13 protein-coding genes are annotated in these 13,740 nt (G+C 70.7%); 3 read left to right on the top strand and 10 right to left on the bottom strand.

Annotated elements, in window-relative coordinates:
• Positions 1-14 precede the first annotated feature (14 nt).
• From ccsB to hemL, 7 genes are all read right to left on the bottom strand, one after another.
• Entirely contained in the window at positions 15-1,103 is a 1,089-nt protein-coding gene (ccsB, locus tag ACFVDP_RS10110; protein ID WP_383486281.1) for a c-type cytochrome biogenesis protein CcsB, read from the bottom strand.
• A complete protein-coding gene (locus ACFVDP_RS10105) occupies positions 1,100-2,851 on the bottom strand; it encodes a cytochrome c biogenesis protein ResB (RefSeq protein WP_383486278.1) in 1,752 nt (583 codons plus the stop codon). Before ACFVDP_RS10105 ends, ccsB begins: the two co-directional genes overlap by 4 nt.
• A 3-nt stretch (positions 2,852-2,854) precedes the next feature.
• Positions 2,855-3,592 (bottom strand): cytochrome c biogenesis CcdA family protein, encoded by a 738-nt coding sequence (locus tag ACFVDP_RS10100; protein ID WP_383487295.1) that lies wholly within the window; start codon positions 3,590-3,592, stop codon positions 2,855-2,857.
• 43 nt (positions 3,593-3,635) lie between these two features.
• Positions 3,636-4,256, bottom strand: a complete 621-nt coding sequence (locus tag ACFVDP_RS10095; RefSeq protein WP_383486275.1) for a TlpA family protein disulfide reductase — start codon at positions 4,254-4,256, stop codon at positions 3,636-3,638.
• A gap of 66 nt (positions 4,257-4,322) precedes the next feature.
• Positions 4,323-5,603 carry a hypothetical protein gene (locus ACFVDP_RS10090; RefSeq protein ID WP_383486272.1) on the bottom strand — a complete coding sequence of 427 codons (1,281 nt, stop codon included), beginning with the start codon at positions 5,601-5,603 and terminating at the stop codon, positions 4,323-4,325.
• Between the two features lie 189 nt (positions 5,604-5,792).
• Positions 5,793-6,500: a histidine phosphatase family protein gene (locus ACFVDP_RS10085; RefSeq protein ID WP_383486269.1), complete on the bottom strand. Its 708-nt coding sequence runs from the start codon at positions 6,498-6,500 to the stop codon at positions 5,793-5,795.
• On the bottom strand, positions 6,497-7,822 hold the full coding sequence (gene hemL / locus ACFVDP_RS10080) for a glutamate-1-semialdehyde 2,1-aminomutase (protein WP_383486266.1): 1,326 nt from the start codon (positions 7,820-7,822) through the stop codon (positions 6,497-6,499). The genes ACFVDP_RS10085 and hemL overlap by 4 nt, the downstream gene beginning before the upstream one ends.
• A 382-nt stretch (positions 7,823-8,204) precedes the next feature.
• Here hemL and ACFVDP_RS10075 point away from each other — a divergent pair, with 382 nt between their 5' ends.
• Positions 8,205-8,642: a hypothetical protein gene (locus tag ACFVDP_RS10075; RefSeq protein WP_111665256.1), complete on the top strand. Its 438-nt coding sequence runs from the start codon at positions 8,205-8,207 to the stop codon at positions 8,640-8,642.
• Entirely contained in the window at positions 8,633-9,157 is a 525-nt protein-coding gene (locus ACFVDP_RS10070; RefSeq protein ID WP_383486262.1) for a DinB family protein, read from the top strand. The genes ACFVDP_RS10075 and ACFVDP_RS10070 overlap by 10 nt, the downstream gene beginning before the upstream one ends.
• A gap of 13 nt (positions 9,158-9,170) precedes the next feature.
• Here ACFVDP_RS10070 and ACFVDP_RS10065 read toward each other — a convergent pair whose 3' ends face one another.
• Genes ACFVDP_RS10065 through ACFVDP_RS10055 form a run of 3 tightly spaced genes read right to left on the bottom strand, consistent with a single transcriptional unit; the run spans position 9,171 to position 12,211 of the window.
• On the bottom strand, positions 9,171-10,037 hold the full coding sequence (locus ACFVDP_RS10065; protein WP_383486259.1) for an LLM class flavin-dependent oxidoreductase: 867 nt from the start codon (positions 10,035-10,037) through the stop codon (positions 9,171-9,173).
• Between the two features lie 54 nt (positions 10,038-10,091).
• On the bottom strand, positions 10,092-11,531 hold the full coding sequence (locus ACFVDP_RS10060) for an ATP-binding protein (protein ID WP_383486256.1): 1,440 nt from the start codon (positions 11,529-11,531) through the stop codon (positions 10,092-10,094).
• Positions 11,528-12,211, bottom strand: a complete 684-nt coding sequence (locus tag ACFVDP_RS10055; protein WP_383487292.1) for a response regulator transcription factor — start codon at positions 12,209-12,211, stop codon at positions 11,528-11,530. The genes ACFVDP_RS10060 and ACFVDP_RS10055 overlap by 4 nt, the downstream gene beginning before the upstream one ends.
• A 198-nt stretch (positions 12,212-12,409) precedes the next feature.
• Here ACFVDP_RS10055 and ACFVDP_RS10050 point away from each other — a divergent pair, with 198 nt between their 5' ends.
• A complete protein-coding gene (locus tag ACFVDP_RS10050; RefSeq protein WP_383486253.1) occupies positions 12,410-13,729 on the top strand; it encodes a glycosyltransferase family 4 protein in 1,320 nt (439 codons plus the stop codon).
• Positions 13,730-13,740: the final 11 nt, after the last annotated feature.

Raw genomic sequence — 13,740 nt, 5'->3', positions numbered from 1 at the left:
TCACGCGCGCGTGCTCACACCCCGGCGTAGGAGTGCTTGCCGGAGACGAAGATGTTGACGCCGTAGTAGTTGAACAGCCAGCAGCCGAAGGCGATCAGCGCCAGGTAGGCGGCCTTGCGGCCCTTCCAGCCGGCCGTCGCGCGGGCGTGCAGGTAGCAGGCGTAGGCGACCCAGGTGATGAACGACCAGGTCTCCTTCGGGTCCCACTCCCAGTAGCGGCCCCAGGCGTCGCCGGCCCAGATCGCGCCCGCGATGATCGTGAACGTCCACAGCGGGAAGACCGCCGCGTTGACCCGGTACGAGAACTTGTCCAGGGACGCCGACGCGGGCAGCCGCTCCAGGACCGAGGTGGCGAAGCGGCCCGGGGTGCCGCCCTTGACCAGCTTGTTCTCGTACGAGTCCTTGAAGAGGTAGAGCAGCGTGCCGACCGCGCCGACGTAGAAGACGGCGCCGCAGAAGATCGCCGTCGAGACGTGGATGTACAGCCAGTACGAGTGCAGCGCCGGGACCAGCTGGTCGCTCGCCGTGTACAGGACGGTGACCGCGAGGCCGAGGTCGAGCAGGACCGTGATGACCAGCGGCAGGCCGAGCCAGCGGACGTTCTTCTTCAGCGCCAGCAGGACGAGGTACACGCCGACGGCGACGGTGGAGAAGGTGATGCTGAACTCGTACATGTTGCCCCACGGGGCACGCTGCACGGACAGCGCGCGGGTGAGGACACCGGCGAACTCGATGAGGAAGCCGAGCGCGGTCAGCGACACGGCGATCCGGCCGTAGAGGTCGCCCTGCTCGTCGCCGCCGGAGGCACCGGGGCCGTCCGGCACGTCGCCGCGCGAGCCGGAGGCGGACCGGGTGACGACCTGCGGGCGCTCCAGGACGGCGGTGGAACCGTTCTTCTTGACCTGCACGGCCGGGGCGGCGGCCGTCCTGGCCGTCTTCTGCGCCGTCAGCGCGGCGGCGGCACGGCCCGTCTTGCTGCGGCTGCCGAAGATCCACTCGGCCATGTTCGCGAAGAAGGCCAGCAGATAGACGGCCATCGACGAGTAGATGAGGACGTTACTGACTTGCGCCAGGTTCTCATTGGTGGCGGCGGCGAGATTCACTTCTCAGCCCCTTCGGCGGCAGGAACATCGGTGGGTTCGGAATTCTCGGAGTTTTCGGAGTCTTCGGAGGGGTCGGGCGCGCTCGGCGCCCGTGCGTGCAGCTTCTCGACGAGGCCGCCCAGTTCGTCGGGGAGCTTCGCGGACTCGCTGCGGCCGAGGCCCGCCATCTCGACGACGGTGACGCCGTCGGAACCGGTGACGGCCCGCACCCAGACGCGACGGCGCTGGATGAACAGGGAGCCGACCAGGCCGGCGATGGCGCCGATGGCGCCGATCAGCGCCCAGTCGGTGCCGGGCTGCTTGGCGACCTCGAAGGTCGCCCACTCCTTGACGTCCTTCTCGAAGGTGATCGAGCCGGCGCCGTTCGGCAGCTTCATGGTCTCGCCGGGCAGCAGCCGCTTCTTGAACAGCTCGCCCTTGGAGTCCTTGAACTGCTTCATGTTGGTCGTGTCCAGCTGGTACACGTTCTGTGGGATGCCGGAGTCGACGCCCAGGCTGCCGTGGTACGCGGACAGTGCCAGGACGGGGAAGTCGAGCGCCGGGAACTGGGAGAACATGTTGCCCTTCCCGGAGCCCGCGAACGTCGGCACGAAGAAGGCGTTGAAGCCGAGCTGCTCCTTCTTCCCCTTCGCGTTCTTGTAGCCGTCCATGACCTTGACCGCGCCGGTGGACGTCTGGTTGGAGTCGATCGGCAGCAGCGGCACCGGCGTGTGGTCGGAGACGACGTTGCCCTTGCCGTCCCGGACGGTGACCACGGGCGCGTAGCCGTGGCCGGAGAGGAAGACCTTGGTGCCGTTGATCTTCAGCGGCTCGTTGACCTTGATGGTCGCGTTCTTCTCCTTGCCGTCGGCGCCCTCGCTGTAGGTGACGTCCGCCTGGTACGTGCGCGCGGTGCCCTTGTTGGGGCCGCTGCGCTCGTACGTGCCCGTGAACTTCTTGAGCGTGAAGCTGAAGGGCTCGAGGCCGGTGTCCTTGTCGAAGAGGTTGCCGGAGGAGAAGTCGTCGTACTGGGTGAGGGTGTTGGCGAAGCCGTCGCCCTCCAGGATCAGCTTCGTGCCGTCGGACTTGAACAGCTGCCCGGTGGCGAAGCCGATCAGCATCACGATCAGCGACACGTGGAAGATCAGGTTGCCGGCCTCGCGCAGATAGCCCTTCTCGGCGGCGACGGCGTTCCCGGCGATGTGCGAGCGGAAGCGCCGCTTCTTCAGCATCGTCAGGGCGGCCTCGCGGACCTCGTCCGCACCGGTCTCGGTGCGCCAGGTCGCGTACGCCGGCATCCGGTCGAGGCGCCCCGGGGCGCCCGGCGGACGGCCGCGCAGCTGGCCGACGAACTGCCAGGTGCGCGGGATGATGCAGCCGATCAGCGAGATGAACAGCAGGATGTAGATCGCGGAGAACCACACCGAGCTGTAGACGTGGAACAGACCGAGCCGGTCGTAGAGCGGCCCGAGATGCTCATGGGCCTTCGTGAACGCGTCGACCTTCATCTGGTCGGTGCCGGACTGCGGGATCAGTGAGCCGGGGATCGCCGCGAGCGAGAGCAGGAACAGCAGGATCAGCGCGACCCGCATGGAGGTCAGCTGCCGCCAGAACCAGCGGGCCCAGCCGATGACGCCGAACTTGGCGAAGGTCGGCGTCCGGTCCTCCGCAGGCGCCGTGCTGAGCTGGGCCACGGCTTCCTGTTCGGCCCGCTCGGCCTGCTCGGCGGCCTCTTCCGGGGCGCTTTCGGGGGTGTTTGTCTTGCTCATGGATCAGATTCCCACCGTGAAGCCGTTGGACCAGGTCTGCATCTGCTGTACGAGGCTGTCCCACGCGCCGGTGAGCAGCAGGACGCCGGTCAGGATCATCATGCCGCCGCCGATGCGCATCACCCAGGCATAGTGCTTCTTCACCCAGCCGAAGGCGCCGAGCGCCTTGCGGAAGGCGATCGCGGCGAGCACGAAGGGCACGCCGAGTCCGACGCAGTACGCGACCATCAGCAGGGCGCCGCGGCCCGCGCTGGCCTGGTCGAGCGCCAGCACGTTCACGGACGTGAGCGTGGGACCCAGGCACGGCGTCCAGCCGATGCCGAACAGCGCGCCCAGTATCGGCGCGCCCGCGAGCCCGGTCACCGGCCGCTTGTGGAAGCGGAATTCGCGCTGGGTCAGCCAGGGCATCAGGCCCATGAAGAAGATCCCCAGGACGATCATGATGACGCCCAGGACCTTAGAGAGGACGTCCGTGTACTCCTGGAGCGTCGAGCCGAAGTAGCCGAACAGCGCGCCGCCGGAGACGAAGACCGCGGTGAAACCGAGGACGAACAGGCCCGCGCCGGTGGCCATCCGCCCGCGCCGGGCCTCGGCCAGATCGGTGCCGCTCACCCCGGTGACGTAGCTGAGATAGCCGGGGACCAGGGGCAGGACGCAGGGCGAGAAGAAGGAGACCAATCCACCGAGTACGGCGACGGGCAGGGCCAGCAGGAGGGCGCCGCTGTACACCGTGTGGTTCATGCCGTCGTCGGCGGCGAGAGCGGCGAGTGTGAGGGACACCTCGTCACTTCTCCGCGATCACGGGGTCGATCATCTTGCGGAGGTTCTTCTCGTTGAGCGCCCGCAGGGAGCGCGCCGCGATGTTGCCTTCACGGTCGATGACCAGCGTGGACGGGATGGACTGCGGGTTGAGGGTGCCCTTCTTGAACTGGAGCAGCAGCTTGCCCGAGGGGTCGTAGTAGCTCGGGTACGTGATGCCGTAGTCCTTCTCGAAGGACTTGGCGGGGCCGCTGTCGGGGTCACGGGTGTTGATGCCGAGGAACTGGACGTCCTTGCCCTCGGTCTCCCCGGCGACCTTGGAGAAGTACTTGGCCTCGGCGCGGCAGGGCGGGCACCACGAGCCCCAGACGTTGATGACGACGACCTTGCCCTTGTAGGCGGACAGGGTCAGCTTGTCGCCGGTGAGGTCCTTGCCGGTGAGGTCGGGGGCGGGGGACCGCTCCCCCTTCTCGACGGTGGCGATCCCGCCGGTGCCCGTCACGAAGTTGGTGTTGTTCCCGCCCCCGCTCGTGCCGCCATTGCCGCAGGCGGTCAGGACCAGGGCCGCGGCGGCGGCCGCGACGGTCAGCTTGGCGGCGCGGCGCGTGATCGCGGCGGTGCGGGGGGCGCGGCAGGCGGCACTCATGTGAAAAGTTTCGCATGTCCGTTCAAGGGATCTTTGGCACCCCCCTCGTGGCCGGAAAGGGCCACTTCAGGGGCGGTTTGTACCGCCCTTGCCGTGGCTCGGGCCCGGCGCCGCGAGGAAGCCGCGCCAGCCCTGCGACGGCTGCTGCCCGACGTCCAGCGTGCGCAGTTTGTCCAGCACCTCGGGGTCCTGCGCGTCCAGCCAGTCGACGAACTGCCGGAAGGAGACGAGGCGTACGTCACTGTGCTTCTCGGCGGTGGCCGCGATGTGCTTGAACGCCTCCTCGACGGCGTCCATGTAGATGCCGCCGTTCCACTCCTCGAAGTGGTTGCCGATGAAGAACGGCGCCCGGTTCGTCCGGTACGCCCGGTCGAACCCGGCGATGTACGCGGCGGCGGACTGCTTGCGCCAGGCCGGGTAGTTGTAGGCGGGGGCGCGGGTGCTGTTGTGCGACTGGTTCGCCAGCATGTTGTAGTCCATCGACAGCACCTCGAAGCTGCGCCCGGGGAAGGGGACGGCCTGCAACGGCAGGTCCCAGACCCCCATCCGCTTGTCCGGCCAGCGCTGCCGGCCGCCGGGCGAGGAGGCGTCGTAGCGCCAGCCGAGGTCGCGGGCGGTGGGCAGCAGATTGTTCTGGCCGAGCAGGCACGGGGTGCGGCCGCCGACCAGCTCCTTGTCGTAGTCGAACGGCAGGGCGGGCAGGTCGTGCCACCCCGAGTTCGTCCGCCACCGCTGCACGAACGATTTTGCCTGGTCGATCTCGCTGCGCCACTGCGCGGGCGTCCAGTTGGCGACGGTGCCGCCGCCCGCGCAGAAGTGGCCGTTGAAGTGCGTGCCGATCTCGTGCCCTTCGAGCCACGCCTGCCGGGTGTACTTCAGCGTCGCCTTCACGTGCTCGTCGGTGAGATAGCCGATGTCGGAGGCGCCGACCGGGTTGTTCGGCGGGCGGTACAGGCGCTTCTTGTCCTCCGGCAGCAGATAGAGGCCGGAGAGGAAGAAGGTCATGTGCGCGCCGTGGTCCTCGGCGAGCTTGAGGAAGCGCGGGAACAGGCCGTTGCCCACCTCGCCCGCGCCGTCCCAGGAGAAGATCACGAACTGCGGCGGCTTCTGACCCGGTTCGAGCCTCTCGGGCGCGCGCGGCTGTTTGGGCTGCTTGCCGGTGTACGCGGTCGAGCCGTCGCCGATGGGCTTCACGACCGGCTGCTTGGGCGCACCGGGGTGGCCCGGCCTGCCCGTCTCGCCCGAGACGGTGGACGGGGAGCCGCCCGAGCCACATCCGGCCAGCGCGGCCGCTGCCGCCGCACCCGCCCCCATGCCGATGACTCCCCTACGGCTGACCTCGCGCATCTCGTCCCCTATTCGTCACGCTGCGCCACCCATTCACAGGGCGGCACCCCCTTAGAGGGCACGACGAACACGCGGGTTCCTCGAAATAGAACGCTTTTGGGGTGATTTGACGAGCCACACAGCGGACGCCGGGTGTGAACGAAGAAAGGCCGCCGGCGCACCGGCGGCCCTTCTCACGCGATCGACGGGTCAGGCGCCGAACGCCTTGTCCTTGCCCTTCACCGCCTTGGCCCCGGCCCGCAGGTGCGCGGGAACCAGGTCGACGGCCGGCTCGGTGTAGCCCACGGAGACGATCTTGTCGCCGCGGTAGGTGAAGGTCGTCAGGGAGGCGAGGGTGCACTGCCGCTTGCGCGGGTCGTGCCACAGCCGCCGCTTCTCGACGAAGGAGCGCACGATCCAGATGGGCAGCTGGTGGCTGACGCACACCGCCTCGTGGCCCCGCGCCGCGTCCTTGGCCGCGTCGAGCGCGCCCATCATGCGGACGACCTGCTCGACGTAGGGCTCGCCCCAGGACGGCTTGAACGGGTTGACGAGGTGCTTCCAGTTGTCCGGGTTCTTCAGGGCGCCGTCGCCGACGCCGAAGGTCTTGCCCTGGAACACATTGCCCGCCTCGATGAGACGGTCGTCACTGTCGAGGCCGAGCCCGTGCGCCTTGGCGATCGGCGTCGCCGTCTCCTGCGCCCGCTCCAGCGGGGAGGCGACGACGTGCGTGATGTCGCGCGGGGCGAGGTGCTCGGCGACCCGCTCGGCCATCTGCCGGCCCAGCTCGGAGAGGTGGTAGTCGGGCAGCCGCCCGTACAGGATCCCCTCCGGGTTGTGCACCTCGCCGTGGCGCATCAGGTGGACGACGGTGATGTCGTCCTCGGACTTCGGGGAGGAGTTCGGGGCGGTGCTCATGCCGTGGCCTCCGCAGCCGCGCGGGCGGCAGCCGGGAGCGCGGCGGCGATGCGCTCGACCGCCCGCTCGTCGTGGGCGGTCGAGACGAACCAGGACTCGAACGCGGACGGCGGCAGATACACGCCCTGCTCCAGCATCGAGTGGAAGAACGGGGTGAAGCGGAAGGACTCCTGGCCCTTCGCGTCGTCGTAGTCGCGCACCTCGCCGTCCGTGAAGAACACGGAGAACATGTTGGAGGCGTTCTGCACGCGGTGCGCGACGCCCTCCTTGGTGAGCGCCTCGGTGACCAGTGCGCGCAGCTGCTCGCTGACCGCGTCGACAGCTGCGTACTCGGCGTCGCCGAGCAGCCGGAGCTGGGCGAGACCGGCGGCGGTCGCGATCGGGTTACCGGACAGGGTGCCCGCCTGGTAGACGGGTCCGGCCGGGGCGAGGTGGGCCATGACGTCGGCGCGGCCGCCGAACGCCGCGGCCGGGAAGCCGCCGCCCATGACCTTGCCGAACGTCATCAGGTCGGGCACGACGCCGTCGACGCCGAACCAGCCGGCCTTCGAGGTGCGGAAGCCGGTCATGACCTCGTCGGAGATGTACAGCGCGCCGTTCTCCTGGCACGCCGCCTTGAGCCCGGCGTTGAAGCCTTCGCGCGGCGGCACGACGCCCATGTTGCCGGGCGAGGCCTCGGTGATGACGCAGGCGATCTCGCCGGGGTGCGCGGCGAAAGCGGCCCGCACGGCCTCGATGTCGTTGTACGGCAGCACGATCGTGTCGCCGGCCTGGGCGCCCGTGACGCCCGGGGTGTCGGGCAGGCCGAAGGTGGCGACGCCCGAGCCGGCGGCGGCGAGCAGCGCGTCGACGTGCCCGTGGTAGCAGCCGGCGAACTTGATCACCTTGGCGCGGCCGGTGAAGCCGCGGGCCAGCCGGATAGCCGACATGGTCGCCTCGGTGCCGGACGACACGAGCCGCACCTGCTCGACCGGCGCGATCCGGTCGACGATCTCCTCGGCGAGCGCGACCTCGCCCTCACCGGGAGTGCCGAAGGAGGTGCCGCGCGCGACGGCCGCCTGCACGGCCGCGATGACCTCGGGGTGTGAATGGCCGAGGATCATCGGCCCCCACGAGCACACGAGGTCGACGTATTCGCGGCCGTCGGCGTCCGTCAGATACGGACCGGTACCGGACACCATGAAACGGGGCGTACCGCCCACGGCTCGGAACGCGCGCACCGGAGAGTTCACGCCACCCGGCGTGACGACGGACGCACGGTCGAAGAGCTCCTGTGAAACTGGTGCCTCATAGGGATAGGGGGTGTTGTTCGCCTCTGCCATGCCTCTCAGCGTACGGCCCGTCTCCGCGGTCCCCTCCGCGCGGACCCGTGGCGGCCTAGACTCGCACTGTCAGATCTCTGTACGGCATCTGTACGGGCGGTGGGGGCCGCGCTCGCGCAGTTGTTCCGTCGGCACGTTTCGGCGGGTGACCGTGGGGGAGGTCACTGACACGATGATCGGGTTGCGCGTCGGCGGTCACGCGGCCTAGAAAAGGGCCCTGGCGCCCTGAGAACAGCAGTCGGGTGGAGATATGCATCGCGGTGGCGGCGGACTGGGCGAGGGGACCGACGACCTGGGCCCCCGGCGTGCCCGGCGGGGAAAGCACCGGCGCGACGACCGCGGGGAGCCTTTGGTGGGGAGCGGAAGCGGGAATGGTGGCCGGGTGGGGGTGACGTACAAATACTTCGGCGCGCCCGACGGCGCCACGGCGGCCCGTGTCCCGATCTCCATGCGTCCCGAGGAGCTCGGCGGTGACGAGCTCGGCATGGGCGGCATGTTCACCAAGATCAAGCCGGAGACGATGGCCGCGATGGTCCTCACCGGCATCGAGGGCATACCCCTGCACAAGGTTCCGCCGCTGGAGCTGGTCGTGCTCCACCCCGACTACGCGGTGGTGAAACTGCCGATGACGGTCGTCGACCCGCTGCGCGGGGTGGGCGAGGAGGCCGTCGGCGCGGCGGCGTTCATCTGGTCCACGGTCCCCGACCGGGGCGGCCCGCGCGACGCGTTCAATGTGTACCAACTTCTGCACGAATGGCAGGACTTCAGCCACCGTCTGCACGATGCCGGGCACCAGGCGTACTGCCTGGTGTGGCCGTGACCACCCCCGCCGAGGTGGCGAATCCCGAGATCAAGGCTCTGCTGTCCGCGCTGACCGACCAGCGCGACCATGTCCTGGGCATCCTCGAAGGTCTCGACGACGACGCGCTGCGCCGTCCCGTACTGCCGTCCGGCTGGGACTGTCTGGGGCTCGTCCGGCATCTGACGCTCGACGTCGAGCGGTTCTGGTTCCTGGCCGTCTTCCTCGGCGACGAGGACGTCATCGCCTCCTTCGAGGGCCTCGGCGACTCCTGGCAGGTGCCTGCGGACGCGACGGCCGCCGAGGTGCTCGACGCCTACCGCACGGCGGCCCGGGACGCGGACGCCGTCATCGGCGCCGCGGTCCCGGACGCACCACCGGCCTGGTGGCCCGCCGATCTGTTCGGCCCCGACTACCGGCTGCACGACCTGCGCGAACTGCTGCTGCACGTGATCACGGAGACGGCGTGCCACGCGGGACACCTCGACGCCGCCCGCGAACTGCTCGACGGGCGGCGCTGGCTGACCCTGACCTGAGATCCCCCGAGGGTCACAGCCGCGGCGGCCCCGCTTCGATGCGGCGCAGCACCGCGTCGTACGAGTCGATGAACCCGCCTTCCTGAAGCTGCCGTTCGTCCCACCAGGTGGCGCCCGCGTCGGCGAGCGGCCCGATGATGTCGAGGGCGGCGCTCCTGTCGCCGGGCGTGAGACCGCCGACGACGATCTCGAAGTCCGTCCCCGGCGCGTCCCGGTGCTCCTTCACGTACGCGACCACGTCCGCCAGCTGATCGGGGCGCGGCGGCACCCCGTGCAGGGCGTCGGCGAAGAGCGGGGCGGCACCGTCCCAGCGGGCCGCGCGGCGCATCGGGCGGCGGTTGGGCCAGAAGCCGCCGATCCAGACGGGCGGCCGGGGCCGCTGGACGGTGGCCGGCAGCAGCTGGGTGTCGTGGACGCGGTAGTGGGCGCCCGTGTGGTCGACGCTGTCACCGGACCAGTAGCGGGTCAGCAACTCAAGCCCCTCGTCGAGGCGTTCGGCGTGCACGGCGCGGTCGACGGTGTCGCCGAAGCTCCCGTACTCGTCGTCGGCGGGCCCGCCGAGCCCGGCCCCGAAGACGACGCGCCCGCCGCTGAGCGCGTCCAGGGTGGCGACCTGGCGGGCGAGCTGCTCGGGGCGGTACCGGGGCACGGCCGTGACCAGGGTGCCGAGCCGGATCCGGGAGGTGGCGAGGGCGGCGGCGGTGAGCAGCATCCACGGGTCGCCGAAGGGCTTGCCGCGCTGGACCTGCTTGTCGTGGACGACGTGGTCCCAGATCAACAGGCCGTCCCAGCCCGCTTGTTCGGCCGCCACGGCGGTCTTCGCGACGGTGCGGGCGTCGGCGAAGTCACCGAAGTTGGGGATGTTCACGGAGAAGCGCATGCCCGCATGGTGGCGGGCGGGACGCCGGTGCGGCCAGTGGATTGCCGGACGGCGTCAAGCGTCCCGGCGCCCGGCCCCGACCCCCTTCACCACGAAGCCGATCACCGCTCCCCCGCCGTCCCGCCGCGCGGCGAACGGCACCCCGCCGTGGGCCGCCGCGACCTCCCGCACGATCGACAGGCCGAGGCCCGAGCCGGGCAGGCTGCGGGCGGCCGGGGCGCGGTAGAAGCGGTCGAAGACGCGGTCCACGTCGGTGTCGGCGATGCCGGGGCCGCGGTCGAGGACCTCCACGCGCACCCCGCTGCCGACGCCCGTGAGACGGGTGACCACGATGTCGATGGGGGCGGTGCCCCCGGTGTCGAACTTGGCGGCGTTCTCCACCAGGTTGGACAGGGCGCGCTGCAACTGCGCCGGGCGGCCGGTGATCGTGGTGTCGGCGTCCGCCGGGCCGTCCACGCGGACGGTGATCATGCGGCCGGTGCGGCGCCGGGCCAGCGTCGCGACGTCCTCCGCGGTCTCCGCGAGGGCCACCGCGACGGCCGGTTCGTCGTCCTCCTTGCCGGCCGCCAGCTCCACCAGCTCGTTCACCAGGTCGGTGAGTTCGCGGGACTCCTGGGCCAGGTCGGCGACGAGTTCCCGGCGGGCGGCGGGCGGCAGTTCGCCGATGCGGTGCAGCAGCGAGATGTTCGTCCGCAGCGAGGTCAGCGGGGTGCGCAGTTCGTGGCCCGCGTCCTGCACCAGGCGGCGCTGATCCTCCACGGACCGGGCGAGCCGGCCCAGCATCCGGTCGAAGGAGCGGCCCAGGCTGCCCACCTCGTCGCCGCCGGTGACCGGCACCGCGACGTCGAGCCGGCCGGTCGACGCCACGTCCTCGGCGGTCTGCGCGAGGCGGATCAGCCGGGACGTGACGCGGCGGGCCAGCCACCAGCCGAACAGACCCGCCGCGACGACGACCGAGGCGGCGTACAGCAGGGTGCGCCGCTGCAACTTGTTCAGCAGGTCCTCGGTGTCGCTGAACTCCTGCGCGACCTGCACCGCGCCGCGCCCCTTGCCGAGCGACACGGTCGCGAGCCGGTACTCGTCGCCGTCGATCACCACCGCGTTGTCCTCGGAGAGGGTGCCCGCCGCCCGCGCGTCGGCGACGCGCCGGTCGTCGGCCTCGACCGGCAGCGGCGGGTTGCCCCGGTCGGCGACGGTGCCGCCCGGGCCGAGGACCTGGATGTCGGTGCCGACCGGGCGCGTCAGATCGTCGCGCGGGCCGTCGTGGTCCGGGTCGCCGGAGCTGAAGTCCTCGGGGGTGAGGGTCTCCTGGCGGACCTGCTGGCGCAGATCGTGGACGACCTCGTCGAAGACGGCCTCCTGGTCGACGCGGACCAGGCGGGCCGCCGAGTCGTAGGAGAGAAAGCCGACGAGCGCCGTCACCCCCGCGGCCACCGCCGCGAAGGACAGCGCCAGTTTGGTGCGCAGGCTCCGGGAGGCGGGGCTCACGCTCACCCCTCCCTCAACACGTAGCCCACTCCTCTGACCGTATGGATGAGCGGGACGCCCGCCGGCTCGTCCACCTTGCGCCTCAGGTAGCCGACGTAGACCGCGAGGTTCTTCGAGCCGGGCCCGAAGTCGTAGCCCCAGATGCGGTCGTAGATCGTGGCGTGGTCGAGGACGATGCCGCTGTTGCGGGCCAGCAGCTCCAGGAGGTCGAACTCGGTCCTGGTGAGTTCCAGCTCGCGGGGGCCGCGCCAGGCGCGGCGGGCGGCCGGGTCGATGCGCAGATCGGCGGCGGTCACCTGCTGGCCGTCGTCGCAGGGTTCCTCGGGGACCGGGACGGCGCGGCGCAGCAGGGCGCGCAGCCGGGCGAAGACCTCCTCCACGTCGAACGGTTTCACCACGTAGTCGTCGGCGCCCGCGTCGAGCCCCGCGATCCGGTCCGGGGTCTCCACCAGAGCGGTCAGCATCAGGATCGGGGTGCGGTCGCCCTCGGCGCGCAGCACCCGGCAGACCTGGAGGCCGTCGATGCCCGGCATCATCACGTCCAGTACGAGGATGTCGGGCCGGGAGCGGTGGGCCGCGGCGATCGCCTCGACGCCGTCGGCGACAGCCGTGACCACATAGCCCTCCAGCGCCAGGGCGCGTTCCAGGGCGTTGCGGATCGGCCGGTCGTCCTCGGCGAGCAGCACGGTCGGAGCGGGGGCCGGGGTGAGCGAAGCGGTGTGCGACACCCAGCCAGTGTGCCCCCACGTCAGGTGCGCATCCCCTGATCAGCCGTCCGCCAAAGGGCTTCTTACTTGCCTCTCACCCCCACAGGAAGGGCGGCTTACCTGATCCGCGCAGTCTCCCTTTCGGACATTGGGGGCAAGCCGGGGAAGGCAATACGCATGAAGATCGTGTTCCTGCTGCACAACGTGTACGCCATAGGCGGCACGGTGCGCACGACGCTCAACCTCGCCGCCGCGCTCATCGAGCACGGCGGCCACGAGGTGGAGATCGTGTCGATGTCCCGGCACCGGGAGACGCCGCGCTTTCCGGTCGACCCGCGGATCGGGCTCGTCCCGCTCGTGGACGGCCGGGCCGGCGGCGCCGACAGCGCCCTGCCCGCGTACCACGAGCCGGCCCGGGACTTCCCTGCCGCCGAGAAGCGCCACAAGCAGTACACGCTCCTGCACGACCAGCGGGTGCGCGCGTACCTGGAGGAGCGGTGCGACGCCGATGTCGTCATCGGCACCCGCCCCGGCATCAACGTCTATCTCGCGAAGTGGGGCCCGAAGCGGGCGCTGCGGATCGCGCAGGAACACCTGCGGCACGACGCGCACGACAAGAAGCTGCGGGCGGTGCTCAACAGGTACTACCGGCGGCTCGACGCGCTGGTGACGATGACCGAGGAGGACGCGGCGGTCTACCGGTCGCGGATGCCGCTGCCGGGGGTGCGGGTGCTGGCCGTGCCGAACATCGTGCCGCCCGCCTGCGTCCCGCCCTCCGACGGCTCGTCGAAGATCATCGCGGCGGCCGGGCGGCTCGCCCCGGGCAAGCGCTACGACCTGCTCCTGGAGGCGTTCACCGCGGTGGCGGCGAAGGAGCCCGGCTGGGAGCTGCGGATCTACGGCGGCGGCGGGCAGGAGCAGCGGCTGCGGGATCTGGTGGCCGGGCTCGGGCTGACCGGCCGGGCCCGCCTGATGGGCACCGTGTCGCCGATCGAGCCGGAGTTCGCCAAGGCGTCGCTCGTGGTGAGCGCCTCCGACGCGGAGTCGTTCGGGATGACGCTGGTGGAGGCGATGCGCTGCGGCGTCCCGGTGGTCAGCACCGACGCGCCGCTCGGCCCCGGCGAGATCGTCACGGACGGGCACGACGGGCGTCTGGTCCCGGTCGGTGACGCGCGGGCGCTGGCCGAGGCGATGGTCGAGCTGATCGAGGACGACACCCTCCGCAAGGCGATGGGCACGGCCGCGCTGACGTCCGCGCACCGCTACGACCCCGAGCCGATCGTCGCCCGTTATGGCTTGCTTTTCACCCAACTCACGGAGACGCGACGGCGTCGTGCAGGGCAACGGCTGCGCGGCCGGGCCGTCAACTGGGCGCGCAGAAAAGCCCGTTCGGTGCGCGGGACACGACCCCGCCCACAGGCCGGACAAGAGGGGACACGCCATGAAGGCCGAGGCAACCGGGCAAGAGGCACTGCCGCACAGCCCCGGACACCGTAGGGCGACGATGT

Source organism: Streptomyces sp. NPDC057694 (genome assembly GCF_042799415.1).
GTDB lineage: Bacteria > Actinomycetota > Actinomycetes > Streptomycetales > Streptomycetaceae > Streptomyces.
Note: the sequence above shows the minus strand (reverse complement) of the source record. Positions and strands in the feature narration are given on the sequence as shown.